The 21,735-nt window shown below is 67.5% G+C and carries 15 protein-coding genes; all 15 read right to left on the minus strand.

What is annotated here, in order from left to right:
• Window positions 1-171: 171 nt before the first annotated feature.
• A complete protein-coding gene (locus KK141_RS10400; protein ID WP_214570466.1) occupies window positions 172-1,716 on the minus strand; it encodes a contractile injection system tape measure protein in 1,545 nt (514 codons plus the stop codon).
• Entirely contained in the window at window positions 1,713-6,017 is a 4,305-nt protein-coding gene (locus KK141_RS10405) for a hypothetical protein (protein WP_214570465.1), read from the minus strand. Before KK141_RS10405 ends, KK141_RS10400 begins: the two co-directional genes overlap by 4 nt.
• A gap of 21 nt (window positions 6,018-6,038) precedes the next feature.
• Entirely contained in the window at window positions 6,039-9,773 is a 3,735-nt protein-coding gene (locus tag KK141_RS10410; RefSeq protein WP_214570464.1) for a hypothetical protein, read from the minus strand.
• Window positions 9,770-13,453, minus strand: a complete 3,684-nt coding sequence (locus tag KK141_RS10415) for a baseplate J/gp47 family protein (RefSeq protein WP_214570463.1) — start codon at window positions 13,451-13,453, stop codon at window positions 9,770-9,772. Before KK141_RS10415 ends, KK141_RS10410 begins: the two co-directional genes overlap by 4 nt.
• 4 nt (window positions 13,454-13,457) lie before the next feature.
• Complete coding sequence (locus KK141_RS10420) at window positions 13,458-13,898, minus strand: GPW/gp25 family protein (RefSeq protein WP_214570462.1); 441 nt, start codon at window positions 13,896-13,898, stop codon at window positions 13,458-13,460.
• Window positions 13,899-13,902: 4 nt separating this feature from the next.
• Window positions 13,903-14,145: a PAAR domain-containing protein gene (locus KK141_RS10425; protein ID WP_250901677.1), complete on the minus strand. Its 243-nt coding sequence runs from the start codon at window positions 14,143-14,145 to the stop codon at window positions 13,903-13,905.
• Between the two features lie 88 nt (window positions 14,146-14,233).
• Window positions 14,234-16,000, minus strand: a complete 1,767-nt coding sequence (gene vgrG / locus KK141_RS10430) for a type VI secretion system tip protein VgrG (RefSeq protein WP_214570460.1) — start codon at window positions 15,998-16,000, stop codon at window positions 14,234-14,236.
• Window positions 15,997-16,737: a hypothetical protein gene (locus KK141_RS10435; RefSeq protein WP_214570459.1), complete on the minus strand. Its 741-nt coding sequence runs from the start codon at window positions 16,735-16,737 to the stop codon at window positions 15,997-15,999. Before KK141_RS10435 ends, vgrG begins: the two co-directional genes overlap by 4 nt.
• Entirely contained in the window at window positions 16,737-16,925 is a 189-nt protein-coding gene (locus KK141_RS10440; protein WP_026636671.1) for a DUF5908 family protein, read from the minus strand. Before KK141_RS10440 ends, KK141_RS10435 begins: the two co-directional genes overlap by 1 nt.
• 38 nt (window positions 16,926-16,963) lie before the next feature.
• On the minus strand, window positions 16,964-17,419 hold the full coding sequence (locus KK141_RS10445; protein WP_214570458.1) for a phage tail protein: 456 nt from the start codon (window positions 17,417-17,419) through the stop codon (window positions 16,964-16,966).
• 5 nt (window positions 17,420-17,424) lie between these two features.
• Entirely contained in the window at window positions 17,425-17,865 is a 441-nt protein-coding gene (locus KK141_RS10450) for a phage tail protein (protein WP_026636669.1), read from the minus strand.
• A gap of 165 nt (window positions 17,866-18,030) precedes the next feature.
• Window positions 18,031-19,419, minus strand: a complete 1,389-nt coding sequence (locus tag KK141_RS10455; protein WP_214570457.1) for a phage tail sheath C-terminal domain-containing protein — start codon at window positions 19,417-19,419, stop codon at window positions 18,031-18,033.
• Window positions 19,420-19,461: 42 nt separating this feature from the next.
• A complete protein-coding gene (locus KK141_RS10460; RefSeq protein ID WP_214570456.1) occupies window positions 19,462-20,481 on the minus strand; it encodes a hypothetical protein in 1,020 nt (339 codons plus the stop codon).
• 3 nt (window positions 20,482-20,484) lie between these two features.
• Window positions 20,485-21,141, minus strand: coding sequence for a DUF4255 domain-containing protein (locus KK141_RS10465; protein WP_214570455.1), 657 nt, complete (start codon window positions 21,139-21,141; stop codon window positions 20,485-20,487).
• Between the two features lie 31 nt (window positions 21,142-21,172).
• Window positions 21,173-21,427 (minus strand): hypothetical protein, encoded by a 255-nt coding sequence (locus KK141_RS10470; protein ID WP_214570454.1) that lies wholly within the window; start codon window positions 21,425-21,427, stop codon window positions 21,173-21,175.
• Window positions 21,428-21,735: the final 308 nt, after the last annotated feature.

The following is a 21,735-nucleotide window of genomic DNA, read 5'->3' on the forward strand; positions in this document are numbered from 1 at the left end:
AGCCTCAGTCCCCGAAGTGAAACCCTTCTCCCTCCGGCGACCCGCAGGTAGTCCCGTGGGAGAGAAGGTGGCGGCAGCCGGATGAGGGTTCGGCCGGAGCGCAACGCCCCGCTCCGCCCGTACCCTCACCCCAACCCCTCTCCCGACGGGAGAGGGGCTCAAGCGCCGCCCTCAGTACGGCCACTCCACCCACAACATCCGCGGCATCCACGGCAGGCGCACCATGCCGATGCCCCAGGGCAGTTGCCCGAGCAGGATGTCCCAGGCCCGTTTTTCCACCTGCAGCAGATCGTCGTCGCCGCGCTTGGACAACTTGCCCGGACGCACCAGGAAGTTGCCGCGAAAGCCGTCCAGCGAGGTCTGGCCGAGCGCCGGCCAGTAATCGATGGCCGCCTGCAGCAGGCTTTCGGCTTCCCGCCGCTCCTCTTCGTCCAGCTCCACCGGCGCGCCGGCCAGCGCCGAAGGCTCCATGCCGCACAGCAGCTTCGGCAGCACCAGTGCATGCTCCGGTGCGCGCGACTGTCCCGTCGCCAGGAAATGCAGCAGCGCCAGCGCGCGGTCCGGCTGCACGATGCGGTCGTCGACCGCGATCCCGCGCCGCTTGAACAGCATCGGCAGGAAGGGATGCAGCAGCACGATGCCTGCGCAGTCGACGAAGATGCCTTCGTGCAGGTCGAGTGGCTTGGTGGATGCGGCGGTGCTTGCAGCGGAAGTGCTGTTTTGCGTCGTCGACGGTGTCGTGCCGGCGGCGCTTTCGGTATGGGGGTGAGTCGGGGTGCTATTCGATGCCATGACACGCTGCCCAGTGACGGTGGAATCTCCGCCATCGCGCTTGAGCGACAAGGTTCCGTCATGCGTTCCGGCAGAGGCGATGACTGCATCGATGACCGCCGGCGTGATGAAGCCCGGGTCGATCGCAGCCCAGGCATCGAGCAGTGGCCGTGGAGTGATCGCGCCATGCGCGGCCACAACGGCAAAGGCCGCCACCCACGCCTGTTCCGGCACGGCGTCCGGCACGGCGAGCGGCGTCGCGCGATACACCAACGCCACGACCTCGCGCAGAACCGCGAACGACGCCGGCGCCAGACGTTCCAGCAGACGCTCGAGAAACCCGCCCGAAAACTGCCGCGCCAGCCGCAACCGCGCCACCGGCGATACCAGCGTCCTGAGCAGCGCGGCGCGCAGCGGCATCGCCGCCGGAGCACCCTGCCCTTGCGCTTCTACCACATGCTCCACTTCGGCCGGAGCCCCGGCATCGATCCACGCCTCGCCCACCACCGCTTCCAGCGTCCGCCCCTCGGGCAAGCGGCACCACCACGGCAACGCACCCGTGGCGAGGAAGTAGAGAAACGCTTCGTGGATCGACTGCGCGCCGCTCCACCGCACATCGCCCTCTTCCGCAGCGATCGCCGGCTGCGCCACCGCCTGCGCCTTGCGCGCCCGCACCTGCTCCTCGACCGCCGCCGCCACCGCCGCCACGAAATCCCGCTCGAAGTGCTCCGGCGTAAAACAGCCGGCATCCACCTCGATCCGTTCGAACTGCCAATGCTCCTCGCCTGGCGCCGCACGCGCGAAGGCCTCGTCCAGCGCCGTGGTGAGCGCGCCTTCGCACAGCGCCGCGATCCGCCCCTCCAGCGCGAGGCCTTCCGACTCGCCGCCTTCGACGGCCAGATCGATGCACTCGCGGCGGATCACATGGCGGCGGGACGGGTTCATTTACCGCCCCGCCGCTTCGGCGCGCCACGCTTGGTGGTGCTGCCCTTCTTGGCCGTCATGGTCTTGGCCGCCGCGGTCTTGGGCGCAGTCTTCTTGAGCGCGGTCTTCGCCACCGCCGTCTTCACCGTCGCCGCCTTCCTGGTGCCCGGCGTCTTGGACACCAGCACCGGCGGCGGCACGATGATCGGCGGACCGCTGGTCGAGCCGCCGACCTTCACCGCGACCGTCGAGCTCACCGAGCAGCCATTGGCATTGAAGGCGGTGACGGTGACCAGCTGCGTGCCGCCGGTAGTGAACGAGGTGACGAACTTCGGACCGCTACCCATCGCCGGCTTCGCGCCCTGCGCTTCCCATACGTAGCTCATGCCGGCCTGCGCCGGCGACACGTTCACCGAGAACTCGGAGGAGCCGCCGACCGTGCCCGAACCCGGCCCTTGCGCCTGGATACCGAACGCCGGCGGCACCGGGCACAGGTTCACCGGCTTGGGCGCATCCGCGCACTTGTCGATCGAGGTGCCGTCGAACGCCGGCACCGTCACCGAGCTGTCGCTGGCCTTGATCGAAGTACCGCTCGGCGAATAAGCGAACGCCATGCTCTGCTTCGCATTGGGCAAGGCCCAGGTCGAGGTCAGCTCGATATCGAACTTCAGGCACTGGAAGTATTCGATCGTGAGCACACCCGCGCGCCCCGGCGACACCGGCTTGTAGCCCAGGGTCAGCCACTGCGCCTTGCCCGGCTGGGCCAGGCCCGGGGTGCTGGCGATCAGCTTGTTGATCGAGGCCATCCAGCCGTTCACCGTGTTCTGGAACTGCGCGCCGCTGAGCTGGTCCTTGCTGGCCACCAGGATCTTGGCCACCTGCGCGCTCAGATCGATCGGCTTGCCGGTGTCCGCCTCGACCGTGAACACCACGCCATCCGCGCTGAAGCCCTGGTAGGCGTTGTCGGGATTGGTATCCGGATCGGGAATGAAGAAACGGAAGTTGCGGTTGAGCGATGCGCCGCCGCACGGCAGCGTGCAGCACTCGTGGGTGAATTGCGCGCCCACCGCACAACCCTTGCTGTCCTGCACCGACACCGTCACCGAGGCGCCGCTGGCCGTGGGCGCGGTGACGATCATCGCGCTCGGCGCGGGCTGGCCGTTCACTTCGTACGGCGGCGTACCGCCGGTGATCGACGCGGTGGCGGTATAGCTGCCGCCGGCGCAGGTGAAGCTGGGTTCGCCGATGGTCAGCGGCGGCGGTACGGCGAAGCTCTGCATCGGCGTCACCGCGCCTTCCGCGTCGCGCAGCACCACGCTGTGATTGCCCACGCCCAGCGACAGCGGCGCGCCCAGCGGCTGGAAGGCGCCGCCGTCGGCCTGCACGTCGTATGGCGGCAAGCCGCCCCGCGCATCGATGCTGATCGGGCACCCGCCATTCGGCGCCGTGCAGCCCACCGACACGGTGAAGGTCGGCGGCACCTTCGGCAGTACGTATTGAATGCCCGGCGCGGTGCCGGTCAGGCGGTACGGCAGGAAGAAGTCGGCGATCACCACGCCGGGCTGCAGTTCGTCCACCGCGCGGCCGATGATGGCCGCGGCCGGATCGCCTTCGGAAATGATGCCGATGCCGGTGGGTCCGGTCGGCGTGGCCACCGGCGTGCGGCCGATCAGCCAGTCCACCACCGTGTGCAGGTCGTCGTTCTGGATCAGGTTGCGGTTGGCGCTGAGGTTGCCGATGGCGCGCGCCAGGCGCGAGGTGTCGGTGGTGGCGTCGGCGCTGGGCGCGATGTTCACGCCGCCCACCGTGCCGCTGCTGGCGATGTGCATCGCACGCGCCATCATCGGCGCGCCGGCGCGCTGCGCCGACATCGTTTCGCGCGCGGCGCCCTGGCTTACCAAGTTCTGGCTTACCAAGTTCTGGCTCACCAAGTTCTGGCTCACCATGTTCTGGTTGGCCATCTCCAGCGGGAACTGCACCAGGCCCAGCCCCTGTCCGATGCCGCCGCCGAAGCTGTTGAGCGCGGCGTCGCCGTGGTAGACCACGATAAAGGTGCCGCCCAGCGGCACGCCGGCCTTGTGCTGGATGCCCGGCTCGCGCTGCAGGAAGCTGGACAGGAACTGCAGGCGCTTGAGTTCACCCACCCGCGCGTCGAAGTCGTCGCGCACCGCCTTGATGGCGTCGAGCTTGCAGCCCATCAGCACGCTTTCGCACAGGTCGACGAATTCGTCCTGCGGCACGAAGCCGGCCAGGTCCGCCGGCACCTTGTAGACCACGTCGGAGCGCAGATAGCGGATCAGCGCCATCAGGTCCTGGTACTTGTTGGCGAAGTCGGCGTAGTTCAGCGCGCCCAGCGACGGGTCCAGCGCCTCGGCCAGCTTGCTGCAGTAGTAGATCGCCACCACGCGCGGATAGGCCGACTGGTCCGGCGGCAAGGCGCCGGTGAACAACGCGCAGTACAGATAGAACAGCGCGTAGGAGTTGATCGCGTTCTGGTCGACGTCGATATAGCCCTGGTTCTCGAAGCGCGTCAGGTAATGCTCGTACCAGGCGCCGATGGTGTTGGCGCCGTAGGTGAACTGCGGCGCGTACTGCTTCAGCAGCGACAGCTGCGGCGTACCCCCGCTGGACAGCGGCAGGCCGTTGATGGCGGGAATCGGGAAGTTGTAGAACTGCATGATGCCTTCGACCAGCTGCGAGCGCAGTTCGCCGCGCAAGGTGCTGTAGAGCGCATCGAGGTCCTGGAAACGCGCCTCATCCTGGCTCAGGTCCACCGGCTGGCTGTCGTCGTAGGCGCCGGTACGCAGCGCGATCACGTCGATCGGCAGGCGGTACTGCGCCTTCATGCCCAGCAGCGAGCGCAGCACCGACTGGTAGTCCTTGCCCAGGTGGCCTTCGATGCGCAGGAAGTCGTGCGAGCCCAGGTCGTAGCGCAGCGGGTCGGTGACGAAGTCCGGCGCGGCCGGCGTGTAGAGGTCGGAGTTGTAGCCGAGATTCTGGTTGGCGCGGCGGCGCTGCGTCAGCACGGGACTCCACAGCGGATACAGCGGCTGGCTGCCCGGCTGCGCGTAGTAGTAGGGAATCGCCATGCCTTCCAGCGCATCCCCGCCGCAGCAGCGGCGGCTGGGCGTGACGCGGATCTGCGGATCGAACGGCAGCGACGGATTGGCCGCCGGCAGCCGGGGCTGGTCGGTAAAGCCGGCGCACATCGCCACGATGCGTGCGAACAGCTGGCGCAGCTGCGCGCCCTCCTCCTCGCAGTTGCCCACCGCGGGCGACGGCAGGAAGCCCTGGCGATAGCCGTCCGGATTAGCCGCGGCCTCCGGATGCAGCAGGCCCAGCATAAGGTGACGCGGGAACAGCCCGTCGTCCGGGCAGCAGGCGCACATCAGCTCCAGGCCCTTCCAGCGGAACTCGTCGTAGGCGCGCAGCAGGTCGTCGAACAGGTCGGCGTAGTACTGCAGGAACTTCACCTGGGTGGTGTCAGCCGGCGCGCTGTCGAGAAAGCCGAAGGCCGCGGCGAAACCCGCGAACGGATCGGCCGGGTAGTCGGCGGCGAGCAATGGACGGAACGCCGCATAGGCATCGCTCAGCGCCTGTCCGGTGGCGCTGGCCAGGTCGCCCTGGCGGATCATGTCGAGGAAGGCGGTATAGACGTCGTCGGAACTGACCGGGTTGGAATTGAGCACGTCGAAGCGGCGCAGGCGCAGGTCCGGCAGGTTCAGGCGCGCGGACATCGCGGCCACCAGATCGCCCTCGCTCAGCCCGCTGCCCAGTCCATTGGCGGCGGCGACGATGCTGTCCAGGTCGCTGCGCGCGATCAGCAGGCGGCGCACCGTGGCGGTGACCTGCGAGCCCTTGTCGTCGCAGTTGTTCGGGCTGCAGGTGCGCAGGCCGTCCTTCTTCAGCTCCAGGAACAGCAGCACCGCCTTGTCGTCGAGGAAGCCCGAAGGATTGCTCAGCGGCGTGGTGTTGGGCACGCCATCCTCGAACAGCTCCCACAGGGCGAACGGCGCGCCGTCGCTCTTGAAGGTGGGGTAGTCGATATCGGTCGGCAGCGTGTAAGGGCGATACGCCGTCAGCGTCACGTCCTCCTGCTCCACCACCAGATAGCCCTGCGAAGTCACGCCGCAGCCCTTGGCCAGCGCGATGGCGTTGCCGGCGAGCTGGATCTTCAGGCCGCAGGCGATGCCGATGCCGATCAGGTGCGAACGGGTCTGGCGCTGCTGCTGGTCGAGGTAGTCGAAGGCATCGTTCAGATGCCGGCTCATCAATACCTGGTTCGCTTCGAAGACCGGGTAATGGTCAAGCAAGCTCTCCATGAGCGATCTCCGTCGTCAAAGTCAAAGAGTGGTCTTGCGCGGGTAGTTGCCCAGCGCGGTGTTGTCCAGGCGCACCGGATTGAAATCGCTGCCTTCATCGCAGTCGTGCAGCGTGGCGCCCGGGTAGGTGTTGCGCAGGCCGGCCAGCAGGATCGTCACCACCCACAGCCAGTAAGACGGCAAGGCATAGGCGGCGTAGCGTTCCTGCAGCAGCGCGGCGATCTTCGGTTGCGTATCGGGGTTGAAGCTCAGGCCCGCGCACAGGCTGGTCGCGGGTGCGGCGAACGGCGTCAGGTCGGCGAAGGCATGGCCCGCCGCGATGTTGTCGTGCATCCAGGCGTAGTAGGCGCTGCCGTAGTCGGTGACGATGCGTCCGGCGCAGTCGCACAACGCTGCCGCGGAGGCATTGGTGTTCTGCACGCCGGCGGCGAGCAGCGCCTCGACGCGTTCGACCAGCCGTTCGCCGGTCCAGTCGATCGCGGCATTGGCGTCCAGCCAGGTGCGCCAGGCCGCTTCGAAGCGCTCGAACTGCCAGCCCTGGCTGGCGATCTCGGTGAAGCGCGCAGCCATCAGCGCACGCACCTGCTCCCACAGCGCCGCGGTGAACAGCGTCTTGTATTCGCCGTCGGCGGGTTGCGCGACGCCGGCGAACTCCACTTCGATCGCTGCCGCCCATGCATCCTCGCGCAGGAAGCTGAGCTTCTTGTCGGCGAACCACGCCGCGAACGCCTGGCTGAATTCGTCCAGGATCATGTGGGCGTCGGCGCAGGCGTCGTCGCCCGAAGGCGGTGTGCCTTCCGCGGTCAGCCCCTGCGCCTGCAGCAGGTCGGCCACGTCCTCCACCACGCCATCGCAGGGGTTTTCGACATAGCCGTCGTTGCCCACCCAGCAGATCTTGGCCAGCAGGTGCGCGGGCGTCTCGCGCTGGATGGTGCGGTCGGCGTAGCGGCGCAGGTCCAGGTTGTCGGTGTACTGCACGGTCCAGCCGGGCATCACATAGGTGAGCCGGAACGAATACGGATCCGCGCTGCCGCAGGTGGAGCAGCCGTCTTCGCAGCAGGCCGGATACAGCGCGTCGCCGATGAACTTCGGCCGCAGCAGGATGTGCTCGATCACCAGGGTGCGCGCGCCCGCGCTCCACGACAGCAGCGTCTGCTTCAGCGCCTGCGCATCCGCCGCCGTGGCGAACGGCGTGGCGCTGCGGCCGATCTCGGCCGGCGTGGCATCGTCGAGCACCAGCGCGAACTGGCCGCCGGCCACCGGTGCGACCGCATAAGCCTCGTCGAGGATCATGCGGTCCAGCAGCAGTCGGTATGCGCCCTCGCCCGCCTTGGCCGCGCTGTCGGCGGTCACGCTGATGCTGCCCTGCAGCTGCGGCCTGCCGATGCCGTCGGCGAACTGGTAGTCGACCGGATAGACGCTGCCCGCGGGCGTGCCGGCCGTCCACGTAAAGCCCAGGTCCGGGTAACCCAATAGCAGGTTGATGCGCTGCTTGATGCCCGGCTCGTTGCCCGGCGCATTCGGCGCGTCCTGGTAGTTGAGGGCCTTGGCGCGGTCGTGGCTGACCGCCGGATAGCGGCGCAGGAAGGCGATCTTGTTGTCGATCAGCCGCGGCATCGCCACCGCATCGCCCGCGGCCTGAGTCAGCAACAGCGCGTATTCGCTGAACTGCTCGCCGAAGCGCGCCAGCAGATGGTCGAGGAAGGCGTTGCGGCGGGACTGGAATTCGGCCGGCGTTTCCACCAGCGCCTCGACCGCGGCGCGGGTCAGCTTGAGCGGATCGGCGATGGTCGCCAGATCCTTGATGACGCTCGCGTCGAACGGCTTGACGAAGTAGGTGCGCGCCACGGTGGGGTCGAGCGAGAACAAGTCGGACGTATGCGCCAGCTGCGCCAGCGCATTGCCGAGCAACTGCTCGAAGACCATCAGATAGGCCTTGAGATTTCCGGCCTGCGCCTTGCGTGCCGGCAGCGCGCGCGGCGGCAGGCCGTCGGGGCCGATGCCGTAGGCCAGCGGAAAGCTGTACTGCACGGGGAAGTAGTCGTCCGGCTGGCGGTACACGCCGGCCGGCACCGGCAGGTCGTTCGGCGCGCCGGGGTTCTTCGGGCGGTCGGCATCGCCGCGCAGCTGGTTGAGCGTATCGGTCGCCTCGTCCATGCGCGGCAGGAACGGCAGGCCGTCCTTGTAGAACAGGAAGCGCGACTGATTCAGATACAGGCGCGGCTGGTGGCGCGGGCTGATCGCCAGCAACCAGGCGGCGCTGGTCCTGGCGGGGTCGTACACCGGCTGGTCGTTGATCCAGGCCGGATCCGCCGCGCCGGCCACGAGCTGCCCTTCGTCGTCGTACTTGCTCAGGCGCAGCTGGTTCACCGCCACCACGCCGTCGATCTCCATCAGCAGATGGACCATGTCGGAGGCGCGCAGCATGGCTTTCAGCTCGGCCGCGGCGAGATCCGCGTCCTCGATAAAGCCGTTGTCCAGCGCCGGGCCGTCGAAGATGTCCTCCACCGCTACGCCGCGCGCCTGCAGCTCCTGCAGGGTGCGGAACGGCACCGGCGGCGTCATGTACTGCTCCAGTGCAAACCAGATGCCGGCCTGCACGCGCTCGATATCGGCATCCGCCCGCACTTCCACGTCGGCACAGACGGCGACGTCCTCCACGCCGGCGTGGTCGATCAGGCAATAGTCCTCGCCCAGGTTGCGGTACTGCTGCAGCGCGGCCTTGGCGCCGGCCACCGCAGCCGCGGTGGCCTTGGCCTTCTTGCGATAGCGCAGCACGAAGCCGGCGGGGCCGGCATCGGTGAACAGCGTGCGCCACGCCGCGGCGCTGACCGCGTCCTGCACGGCGCCGTCGGCGAATACGCGCAGCGCGGCGTTCTCGATATCGATGGTGTCCGGCGAACCGGTGAAGCCGATGCGCAGGCTGAGATAGAACACCCCGTTCCATTGCTGCCGCAGGTATTCGTCCTGCTTTTCCTCGGGCAGGTCGAATACGTTGAAGCTCTTGGTGGCGCCAAGGCGGATCAGCTCGATGCCGAAGGCCTCCGGATTCGCGAACGTCGCATCGTCGGTAAGGAAGCGCTGCCACGCATCGCGCTCCAGCAGCGCGATATCCGGAAAGCGCAGCTCCATCAGGATCGGATGCGCGCCATCGCCATCGTGCAGCACGCTGTTCTGCACCACGGTGCGGTCGTTGAGATCGCCCAGCTCCGGATCGTCGTCCAGCTCCAGCAGGGTTTCGTACAGGCCCAGCACCCAGGTCTCGGACGCGGGATTGGGCGGACTCGCCGGCTGCCCGTACTGCAGCACCAGGTTGCCGGCCAGGTCGCAATACGCCCAGTAGCTGACGTCGCAGGCGCAGCTCTTGCACAGCACCCAGGCATCGCTCACGCCCGGCAGGTCGATCAGCATGCGGCGGAAATCGTTGACCGTGGCCGGGTTCACCGTGAGCACGTCGCGCGCGGTGAAGAAAGCCTGGTCCGGATACGGCCGCGCCGGATCGGCCGAAGGGAGAGGCGGCGAGAGGATGTCCTCGATATCCCACTCGATGCGGTAGCCCACGTCGGTGATGGCGTAGCACAGCGCTTCGAGGATGGTGATGCCCGGATCGTGGACGTTGTAGTCCGTCCACTGCTGGTGGCCGGCCTGCTGCACGTGGCCGATGCCTTCGCGGCGCAGCTGGTAGTAATCCAGCGACGGATCGAGCACGGGCTGCGCGACCAGCGGCTGCGCGTTCAATGGCTGAAGGCTGTTCATGCGTCGCACCCGCAGCTTTCCGCCAACGCCGGGTCCGGCGCGGGCTTGATGACGGTGATCTGGTGCTTGCTGGCCGGCGCCGAGACCAGGATGGACACGGCGCGCGAGCCGACGGCTTCGTCGAGATCCACGCCGCCCGGCGCCTGGCAAGGCAGGTCCTGGAACAGGCGGAAGTCGGTGACGTAGTCGACGCAGGCCTGGGTTTCCACGAAGTGGATCAGCGCGGACTTGTAGATCTTGCCGCCGAACGACGGCGTGCCGCTGCCGTCGAAGGCCCACGGCGAGAGAAAGCGCGTGATCGCCTGCTGCAGCTGCACCGTGTAATAGGCCTGGTCGTAGCCATCGCGCAGCTTCAGGGTGAAGGACACGCGCACTTCCTCGAACTGCGGGTTCTTGACGTGCAGCTGGGCGAAACCGCTGCTGCGCGCGGCGAGGTAGGCCTGGATATCGGCCAGCACGCCCAGGCTGGTGTACGGCTTGAGCGGATCGCGCTGCACCTGCCCGCGCAGGTTCGGCAAGGCCACCAGGGTGACGTGGCCCGGCGCCAGCTCGCGGTAGATGCCGCCGCTGCACGGGCCGCTGCCCTGGCTGTCGGCCGGCTCGTACTGCGTGTGGTTGAGGCACTTCACCTTGTAGATCTGCGGGAAGGCTTCCAGCACCAGGCGTTCGTAATCCCACACATCGATGGCACGATCCTTATGGCGCAGGCGTTCGCTGATGCGCCGGTAGAAATCGGCCATGCGCTCGGCGCCGCGCCCGCCGAAGGACGGATACGGCTGGCTGATGCTCTTCACCGCCGCATCCGGCGCGGCCAGCTGCGCCACCGTGCCCGGCGGCAGCGGCGCGGCGGAGAAATCCGGCGCATTGCCCTGGTCGGCGAACACCGCCTCCAGCGCCTGCGCCGCCACCAGCTTCAGGCGGCAGACCGCGTCGCTGGCCTCGTGCACGGCGGCGCGGATCCAGTACTGGCCGGCCGGCAGCAGGCGGTTGTCGGCGCTGGCGTCGCGCGGCACGGCGAAGGTGACGATGCCGGAGTTGAGCAGGCCGCCGGTGGCGTCGACCACGGCGTTCTGCGGAAACGGTACCCACTGGTCCGCCACCAGGTACGACCAGTCGATATGCGGCACCGGCTTGCTCGCCAGCGGATTGGCCGTGCCGTCCGCCACCTGGAACAGCAGCGCCAGGTTCTGCGGCGGCAGCAGGCCGGCGATGCCGATGTAGAACTCCGCCTCGCTGCTCAGCACGGCGTTGCCGCGCACGAAGGAGAACTGCGGCAGCAGCGACACGTTGCCGCCGCCGCACAGATACGGATGCCGCTCCGCGCTGCCGAACGGCGCCAGATGGAAGAAGCGGCCGGCGCGCGACTGGAACGCAGCTTCGGTGGCGGTATCGAGCGCCAGCACGGTGGACGACTCGTACGACAGCGTCAGCGACGCCGCCACCGGACCCTGCGGCGGACGCGGGCCCGGATCGGTAGCACCGGAGTCCTTGCGCAACCAGGCGATCAAGGCCGTCTGGTAGGCATCCTGGCCGATGCCGCCATCCAGGCGCAGCCGCACAAAACCCTGGCGCGCCTGGGTGGCGTAGGGCTCGTCGGCATCGAAGTCCGGTGCATCCAGCACGGTGCCGTTGGCCGCATCGCCGAGCGTGATGTAGGTGTAGTCCGTGGCGTTGCCCAGCGCGACGGCGGCCGCGCCCGAAGACGTCCAGCTGCCGGCCTGCAGCAGATCGGTCTGTATCTTCGGCATGCTCACCGAGAACACCGCCGGATCCACCTGCCACTGCAGTTGCAGCCACAGTTCGTCCAGGTGCTTCTGGAAGATTTCCTTGCAGCCGACCACCAGGCTGCTGCCCTTCACCGGCGAGGCGCCGAACGGCTGGAACGGCTTGGACAGGTCCAGTGGCCCGGTGTCGCTGGTGGCCGCGACGGTCTTGATGCCGCCGACCCAGGTGTACAGCTCGACCGAGTTGAGCACCTGGCCCTGCATCTGCGCATAGGCATAGTCGCGCTGCACGTCCTGTTTCAGCGTCACCAGCAGCAGCGGAAGATCGGTGTCGAAGTTGTAGCCTTGTGTCGCCGCGGCATACGGAACGATGGCGTCGTCGGCACCGCTCAAGGCGACCCACATATCGAGCGTCTTGCTGCCGCTGGCCGAGAAATACAGCGGCTCGCGCGCCAGCCAGCCCTTGGCGGTGCTGAACTGGCACAGCACGTCGTCGGACAGGTCCAAGCCCGCCGGCAGCGCGTCGCGCAGCTGCAGGCGCAGGAACACGTAGCGCGTGCCTTCGGCCAGCAGCAGATGATGCGAGGCGACGGCGAAGCCGATCTGCGCAGTCGGCATGTCGATCGCCTGCAAGGCGCCGTCGGCGTAGTCCTTGTTGAAGAACGGCTGCCAGGAGAGATCCGGCGAAGTCAGCGGCGCGCCCTGCCCGTCGCCGGAGTTGGCTACCGGCGAGGCGAACAGGCGGCCCTGGTCGTCGTCGCCGGAAGACAACGGCTCGCCGCCGTGGCGGTACAGCGTCTTCAGCGAAGCGACGCTGGCCTTGTTGGCAACCAGGTCGTCCACGCTGGCGAAGAACGCCGGCTTGCCGTTCGCGTCTTTGCCGGCCTTGAACGAGGTGCCCTGCGCGAAGTCGAACTGCGCCGCCTGCTTGCCCAGTTCGGCCAGCAGATGCACGTGGCCCGGCTGTGCCGGCCGCGGCTGCAGGCCCAGGATGGTGGCGTAGTAGAAATCCAGGTGGCGCTGGGTCAGGCCGTTGCCCAGTTGCCGCGCATGGTCGAGCAACTGCAGGAAGGCCAGGTACAGCGCGTAGTGCGGCGCATGCGCGGAAACGTTCGCCAGCGCGTCGGCCAGTCCCGCCTTCGCCTCGCTGGCGGTGCGCATCAGCACCTTCAGAAACAGGTCGAACACCGAGCGGAACAGGTTGTGCGTGGCGCAGTGATTGATGCGCACGAAGGGATCGGGCAAGCCGCCGGCGCCGTAGACCGAGTCGTCCGCCGCGATACCGCCGGCATAGCCGGCCCAGGCCGCGCCGCCGCTCCATGCCGTGGACAGCCCGGCGGACAGCACGTCGGCGAATGCCGTGGCGGTGTGCTGCAGCACGCGCAGTGCCGGCACGGGCGCCACTGCATTCACCACACCCAGCGCCACGCCGCCCTTGTAGTAGGCGATCAAGCGCGCGAACGCGGGAGCGAGCTGGGTCTTGATCAGGTTGTCGAGCGTGCCCTTCAGCGGCGCGTCGTCGGCCAGCTTCTGCTGCAGGTCGTCGAAGGCGCCCGCCAGCGTGCCCAGCGCGGCGAACAGATAGCCCAGGCGATCCTTCAGCGCTTCCCCATCGCCGTCGTTGTCCATGTCGTTGAGGAAGTCGAACCATTCGCGCACGGTGGTCTTGTACGCGTCCACGTCCTCGATCGCGGCCACCGCCAGCGGCACTGCCATGTCGCCGCCGAAGTAATCGCGCCAGTCGCCGGCCGGCGTATTCGCGCTGCTGTAGCGGTTGAGCAGCCCGGCATAGCCCTGGGCGAACACGATGTCGTGCGCGACGGTGCGCGCATCCACCGGCGCGGCATCGGGCGACAGCGCCGCCGGCGCGCGCTCGTCCTGGCTGGTGCCTTCGCGCACCAGCTTGAGAGGGTCTTCGTTATGCGCGCAGTCGTTGTGGGAGCAGTCGTTGGCCATGACGTCAGCTGTTGTCCGGCAGCAGGTTGGTCGTGGTGAGATTGATGTCGGTGCCTTCGCGGATGTAGTACGGATAGACGAAGTTGAACCGCGAGTTGGTGGACTTAACCGTGTAGGCCACCTGGATCAGCACCAGGCCGTCGGCGATGCCGCTGTCGTCCAGGCTCACCTGGTTCAGCGTCACGCGCGGCTCGAAATACAGCACCGCCGATTCGATCTTGTCGGCGATCAGGGTCTTCATCCGCGTGTCCAGGCTTTCGAACAGCAGCTCGCTGAGATTGCAGCCGTAGTCCGGCTGCATCACCCGCTCGCCCGGCCGCGTGCTGAGCAGCACGTGCAGGCTCGAGGCGACGTCGGCTTCGTCTTCCAGCATGGCCACGCCCGGCACCGGACCGCTGAAGTCCGGCGGGAACGACCAGCCGCGGCCGAGGAAATCGCGATCCATGGCGTCAGCCTCCGATCAGCACGGTGGGACAGCCGGGCGCGCTGACCATGCCGCCCGCGCCGCTGGGATCGCCGATGCGCGCGGCCGGCAGGCCGCCGATCAGCACCGTCATGGAGCCGAGCAGGATCACGTCCACGCCGCAGCCGTCGCCCAGGCGCGCAGCCGGTATGCCGCCGATCAGCACCGTCGGCGCACCCGGCGGCACGATCGGCACCGGTGCGCCGAACGTGGCGGAGCTGACGATCATGTCCGTTACCCTTGCGGCGAGTCCCATGGTCCGGTTCCGTCCCTTGCGTCCATTGCCTTGCCGCGCGCCATGACAGCACGCGGCGCCCTTAATTGATCTGCACGATCCCGCCCTTGATCACCGTGGTCGCATCGCCGCTGATCTTGGTCTGCGCGCCCGACAGCTCGACCGTGCCGGTGCCGGTGGCCTTGAAGCCGCTCTTGGCGCTGAACTCGGTATTGGTGCCGGAGAGCTTCACGTCCTTCTTCGCCTTGAACACCAGGTCCTTGGCGCTCTCGATGGTGATGCCGCTGTCGTCGAGGGTGATGCTGTTGCCGTTCTGGTCCTTCAGCACGATGCCCTTGGCGTCTTCGGACAGGCTGATCTTGTTACCGGCCGGTGTCTCCAGGCCGATCACCTTTTTCTCGTCGTCGAAGGTCAGCTTCAATTTCTCGCGGCTGACGTAGCCCTTGTGATGGTTGTCGTCCTTGGCCGGCTCCGGCGCCGGATGCGCGCCGCTGTGGCACTGGCCCAGCACCACCGCGTAGCGCGGGTCGTCGCCGAGGAAGCCGACGATCACCTCGTCGCCGATCTCCGGGCGGAAATAGGTGCCGCGGTTCTTGCCCGCATCCAGCGTGGCCAGCCGCGCCCAGATGCCGTCCTCGCTGGTGGAGACCAGCGGCAGGCGGCACTTGATGCGGTCGTCGCCGGCCGGGTCGCTTTCCAGCTGGGTCACGATGCCGATCTGCAGGCCCGCCACCGCCGGCAGCAGGCCGCTGGCCGGCAGCGGGCGCAATTCGTAAGTCTCGGCGACCGTCTCGTGGCCCAGCCCGAACTGCACGTCGGTTTCCCAGTTGCCGCCGGCCACGGTATGGCGCACGGCCGATACGTAGAGCTGGCCCTGGAAACGCTGGCCGATGCCGTCGATCTGCACCACCTGGCCCGGCAGCACGCCGGCGAAACCCTGGCAGCGCGCGCGTCCGCGCAGCCGCGCCAGGCGCATGCGCTGCAGGCGCGCGTCGGCCCAGGCCTGCAGCTGCGCTTCGTCGAGCGCGCCGCCGTGGAACAGGTCGTCGACGTCGTCGCCCAGCACCTTGGCCAGGTCCGCCGCGGCGATATTGCCGGCGCTCGGCGGCGAGGGTTCGGCGGCGTCGGCATGGATGGCTTCCTGGTCGGCGGCTTTCCAGCTCACCGCCTTGATGCCCTTGCTCTGCCAGCGCGCGTCCATCTCCACGTCCAGCTCCAGCACAGTGGCGCCGTACAGCAGCTTCAGCACCGGCGAGCCGCCGAACTTGGGCTTGGCCACGGACACCTTGTCGTCGCCGACCAGCACTACCTGCCCGTTCGCCTCGGCGCGGCACAGCAGGAAATCCCAGTCGGTGGCGTCGTACTGCACCACCTCTTTCAGATCGGGCCTGGTCGCCTCGACGTCGTTGGACAGCCCGTGCGCATCCAGCAGCGCACCGGCGATGTCGCTGTCCTTCTGGTTGACGAAGTACTTGCTTTTGCGCGCGGCGGTCATCTTCACCGCGTCCGCATAGCAGTCCACGCTCAAGGTGCTGCCGTTCTTGCGCACCTTCAGGCGCTGCTTGACCACCGTGCCCTTGAACACCGTGGTGTTCTGCGAGCGGTAGCCGAACTGGATCTCGATCGCCTTGCCCGGCGCGAACAGGTCGCCGTCGCTGGCCGGGAAGCTGGCCTTCGAAGCCTCGCCGTCGTCGATCTGCAGCACGGCCGCGGGAATGCGGTTGAGCTCGCGCGTCACCGTCACCGACTGCACGTGCAGGGTGCCGGGAATGGCCTGGCCGCCGATCAGGATCTCGACGGTGCAGACGTCCGGCGTGGCCGGGGTGGGGACGGTGGACGGGTCGCTCACGAGCCGCCTCCCATGCCGCCACCCTTGCCGCCGCCGTTCTGCGTCTTCGCGATCGGCGGGAAGCGCAAGCTCATGCCCGGCGTGAGCCGGCGGAAATTGGCCAGCCCGTTGCGCTCGGCCACCTGCAGGTAATAGCGCGGATCGCCGTAGATCTGCTTGCACATCAGCGGCAAGGTGTCGCCCAGCTTCACCCGCCGCACGTGGGTCAGGTCCGGCGACTGCCGGTTCTCCGTGGCCGCGCGCTTCTCTTCGTCGATGCTGCTCTTGAAGGTGACCTTGGCGGTGGCGCGGATCGGCGTGCCGTCGGACTTGAACAGCTTGTAGACGATGTCCACCGCGGTGACGCGGCCTTTGAAAATGGAGTTCTCGCCCCACACCAGCTTGAAATGCCGCGGCTCGTGCGCATCGCCCTGGTAGTCGATGATCACCTTCTTGAAGCTGGCCAGGTCGTCGGCGATGGAATCGCGCGGCTCGCCATCGATGATGCCGGTGTTGTCGAACAGGAATTCGAAGGCCATCTCCGACGGCTCGCTGTACTCGTACTTCAGCTGCCTGCCACTGCTGCCCTGCCCCTGCCCGCCCTCGGAGAACTTCAGCTTGTACGAAAGCGTGTAGGTCTCCGGATTGATCAGGGCTTCGTAGGAGTCGTCGGCCTCGGCCACCCCGCCGTTCTCCGCGGCCTTGGAGTCCGCGAAGGCGAGGATCAGCATCTTGCCGTGCTTGCCCGAGTCGGCCATCAGCGTTCCTTGCGCGCCTGGAGCAGTTCGAACACCTGCTCGACGCATTCGGCCACCAGTTCGTCCTTGCCCGCCGCCTGCCCCGCCGCCGCGGCCTGTTTCGCCGCGCCGCCGGACGCGCCATGCGCCTCGGGCGGCTTGCCCGAGACGGCGACGCGGATGTGCAGTTCCTTGATCTCGACCGGCATGTGCGATGGCCTCGGTGGAATGAAATCGGCGGGTGGAACTACTTGCCGTCCTGCAGGCTGAAGTAGCGGTACGACAGCTCCATGGTTTCGATCACCACGCTGTTTTCGTTGGCGTTGAGATCGCTGATCAGCCACTTCTTCGGAATCGCATGCGCCACGTTCCAGGTGCGCAGCGACTGCCCCTGCTCGTTCATCAGGATCACGTTGATATCGGCGGGCTTGAACTCGCGGTCGCGGAACGCCGCGGTGAACCAGTCCAGTACCGCCGAACCCATCAGCATGCCGCGCTTGAGCACCAGGTCCGCGTACTTGGTGCGGACCGGCAGCTTGTGCTCGAAGCGGTTTTCGCCGCCTTCCTTGAAGCTCTCGAAGTCGTACTCGACGGACAGGCCAGAGACGGTCTGGAAACGCGCGTCGGCGGCCGGCGCGGGCTTGTCGTCGAGCATGAACTCGACCTTGTAGTAGAAGCTCCAGGGCGGGTAGTAATCGCTCATGGCGGTCAGACGTCGATATGGCTCAGGCCTTCGTGGGCGATTTCGACGCTCTCGATGGCGATCTCGTTGGCGTCGGACTTCAGGTCCGGCGCGGTGACCTTCAACGGGAAGCAGCGCGAGGCCTTCCACGCCGCCACCGGCTGATGCTTCTCGTTGAGCAGGCGGATGATCACGTCGCGGCGCTTGTTGGCGCGGTCGTCGGCGACGTCCTCGAACCAGGTGTTGAAGTCGACGTCCTTCTCGAACTTGCCGCGCTTGAGCACCAGGGCCGCGGTCTTCTGCAGGCCGGGCTGGGCGATCTTGTGGAAGTCCTGGCTGTCGCTGTGGCGGTACTCGATCTTCTCGCGCTCCATCACCAGGCCGGTGACTTCGGTGAAACTGATCATGGTGCCGCCCCAGTCGACCTGGAAGTGGAAGCGCGGCAGGGGATAGGCTTGCTGGCTCATGGCTCAACTCCTGTGGAATATGTTTGCTTTTGCGGGGAGAGGGTTGGGGTGAGGGGCCGGGCGGAGCGCAAGCATGAAGCGCACCGCTCCGGCCGAACCCTCATCCGCCTGCCGGCACCTTCTCCCGGAGGGAGAAGGACTCCGGCTTGAAAGTCTTGGTGCCGATCACGAAACCGGCATCGTCTGCACAAACCGCAGCACGATGAATTCGGCCGGCCGCACCGGGCACAGCCCCACCACCACCACCATGCGGCCTTCCAGCACATCCAGCGCGGTCATGGTGCTGCCCAGGCCCACCTGCACCGAGAACGCGTCGGAAGCCTTGGCGCCCATCAGCGCGCCCTGGCGCCACAGCGAGGTGAGGAAGTTCTCGATCATGCCCTTCACCTTGACCCAGGTATTGGCGTCGTTCGGCTCGAACACGAACTGGCGGGTGGCGCGGCGGATCGATTCCTCGGCGAAGATGCAGAAGCGGCGCACGTTGACGTAGCGCCACTCGTTGTCGTTGCCGGCCAGCGTGCGCGCGCCCCACACGAGCGTGCCCAGGCCGGTGAACGCGCGGATCGCGTTGACCGACTTGCCGCTGGTGCTGTCCACGTTCATGGTGTCCTGCGCGCCGCCGTCGATGGTGATGGTCGGCTGGATCGCGTCGGACACGCTCAGGTTGGCCGGCGCCTTCCATACGCCGCGCGCGTTGTCCACCGCGGCATAGATGCCGGCCATGGCGCCGGCGGGCGGCAGCTTGCAGGCCAGCTTGTTGATGGCGCCGATGGCGAGGTTGTAGGACTGGTTGTCGGTCGCTTCCAGCGCGCTGAGCTTGGCGGTGTTGACGCCCACCGTCACATCGGTCTGCGTGTCGTCGTAGGCGAAGCGCACCGTGGTTTCCAGGTTCGGCGCATAGGCGGCGCCGTACTTGAGGTTGTTGGCCGGCGTGCCGTTGTCGCGGAAGTTCTTCACCGCGGTGCCGATGTCGGCGCTGGCGTCGTTGAGCGATACCGCGCCGCCGTGCGTGTCCATGATCAGGAAGCGGTTCTGCAGTGCGGCGCACTGCTGCAGCGCCTGGTCGTACAGCGACTTGCAGTCAGCGATGGCCAGGTACTGCGCTTCCGGGAACACCAGCAGGGTCGGCTCGTCTTCCTTGCCCACCGCGGTGAGGCCCTTCTCAAGCTCGGTGAGGTCCAGCGCCTTGTAGTTGGCGACCGAGCAGATGTAGCAAGGGCCGCCGCCGTTGTCGAAGTACAGGCGCAGCGCGTACCACATCAGGTGCATGGAGCGGTCGGCTTCGGCCAGGCTGGCCAGCGCATTGACGCTGCCGTCGGTGGCGGTGGTGATGGCGACCTTGATCTTCGCCTCCGGATCGGCCGTGCCGAAGTACTTCTCGTACTCGACCATCGAGGTGATGCGCAGCGGCTTCAGCGTGAGATCGCCGGCCGCGTTCTGCGTCGCCTGCTGGGTGTAGCCGATGAAGGCGGGGATCGCCGTGGCGACGCCGGCCACCGACGGCGGAAGCGCCGAGATTTCTTCAACGTAGACGCCAGGTGTGTTGTAGGCCATGACCGTGAACTCCCTCGTTCCGCGAGCGGGTTGATTTGAAAACTAGATGTAGATCTCCGAGACGAGCTGCGTGACGCGCACACCGCTCATCTGCGCCTTCACGATGCCCCGCGAAGGCTTCTGCCGGGTTCCCGCATTGCCGTAGAAAGTGAGCGGCAGCGGTTGCGGCTCGGCCGCGCTGAGCGCGCCCGTCCGCTTGTCCAGATAGGTCCACCAGGTGGACCGGTTCTTCAGGCGCACCTCGTAGACGGTGGCGGGCGCCTTAGGCGCGCCCGTGCCGTCGACGAAGCTGAAGTCGTCGTCGCTCGCCCGCACCGCGGTGAGCGTGATCAGGGCGAACACGTCGTCGGGCACCTCGTCGCCCAGCTGCACGCCGCGCGCCGGCGCGCCCGCCACGCCGGCCGGCGGCGTAATCGCCGGCACGTCGCCCTGGTGCAGGAACACCGGCAGATCCGCGGCCGATGCGCCCAGCTGCTGCGTCGCGGCACCGGGGTTGTCGCTGGTCAGCTGCAGCAGCGCGCCGCCGGACAGCACCATCGCTTCCACCGCGTCGCTCGCGGCCGGCGCCGGATAATCGCGCGACAGGAACAGCACCTTGCCCGCGCCGAAGTCGCGCTTGGCGCCGGTGAGGTTGGACAGCACCGGCACGTCCGCCTTGTAGCGGTAGACCACGCGGGTCGGCGACAGGTCGGCGGGATCGGCGGCGGACTGGATGGCCTGCGCGCGGAAGGTCAGCGCGGTGTAGTCCAGGCAGTCGCCGCCGGCGAGCGAGACGGCGAAGGAGAACGTGGCGGCGGCATCGAAGGTCGCCTCACTGGGCGCGGCGACCACGAAGCCCTGCGCGGTGGCCAGGAACAGGCAGCGCAGTCCGCCCAGCTGCTTGAGCGTGGACGGCGTCGGCGCCACCCGCAGCAGCGGCCGCACGTCGTAGCCGAGCAGGCGCGCGGCCTGCATGTCGGCCGACAGCGTGTCGAAGCGCTGGCCGCCATCGTCCAGCCAGTAGTGATGCAGCAGCCGCACTTCGAACAGGCGGCGGTAGGCGGTGGTGGAGCGTTCGCTCATCGCTCAGCCTCCCAGCCCGGTCTGCTGGTAGGAAGGCGCCGCGGTGTCGCCGGTCAGTTCGGTGATCACGCCGGCCTCGGCCAGCGTGGCGCGGAACTGCATTTCCAGCAGCCGCAGCGTGTACAGCGCGAACGGATACTGCTTGCCGCCCAGGGTGCCCCAGAGATGGTTCACCTCTTCCATGGTCGGCGAGTAGATGTCGAAGATCAGCTTGAAGGTTTCCAGCTGGTCCAGCGCATTGCTCGGCGCATTGGTCACCAGCGAGGCCGGCGCCACCGAGTTCTGGTCGAACACGTTGCTGAACTGGAAGAACTTGATGGTGCGCGAGAGCAGCAGCAGCGCATTGGTGTAGCTGGTGTGCGTGGCCACCACCATGATGTGGAAGTTCAGATAGACCGGCGGGTTCTGGTACTGCACGCGCAGGGTGGAATCGTTGCGCACCGGCTGCACCAGGTTCTTGAGCGTCTTCTCCTCGCGGATATTGATCATCGAGAAGGCCAGCACGTCGCGCGGGATCGAGCCCGGGCTGCCGGCGCCGCCGCCCACGCCCTCGGCGATATTGCCCAGGCGCACCTGCGGCGACACCGCCGGCACGCCATAGGTGTCGGACAGATGCCGCTCCAGCTCATTGGCGACGATCGTCAATGCATGCGACAGCATGTTGCCCCCTCGCGAATGGCCGCATCCTTCCTTAGGACGCAGGCCCGCCCATGCGCGGCGCCATGCGCCACGCTGCTCGATAAACCGGAAACTCCGACTCGACGCTTACGGCCGCGAACGTGCGCGGCCGCCGGGTGCGATGCCCGGCAACGTCGTTGCACCGAACGATGCGATGGCCGTCCTGACGGGCGACGGTCTGCCCCATTCCATGATCCTGCTCACGCCACTTCTCCCTGCCGATCTGCGCGTAGCTGCGGCGATCGATGGCCGGGCGGTGCATGGCCATGGCGATCGCTGCGTCCCTGGTGGCCTTCGTGCTCGAAGGCTGTCGCAGACTCTGCGTGGCCGATGGCGATCGGCACAATCTGCCTTCCGGAGTAAGGGGAGGACTACGCCGGTGGGCCAGGTGGGATGGCGGATGGCGTCCGCGGCGCGTGGGGTGCGGGTGTCGGCGCGCGCGCGCCGAGGCGGGAATTCCGCGGTTATTCTTGCGAATGGGTGGTTTCGTGACCGATGGCTGGGGCGGTCGCGCGATGGTCGCATTGATGGTTTTTGGGGGATTCCTGTGATGCTGATCGCATATATGCGTTGGCG

It is taken from the genome of Dyella sp. LX-66 (genome assembly GCF_018599165.1).
Classification (GTDB): Bacteria; Pseudomonadota; Gammaproteobacteria; order Xanthomonadales; family Rhodanobacteraceae; genus Dyella_D; species Dyella_D marensis.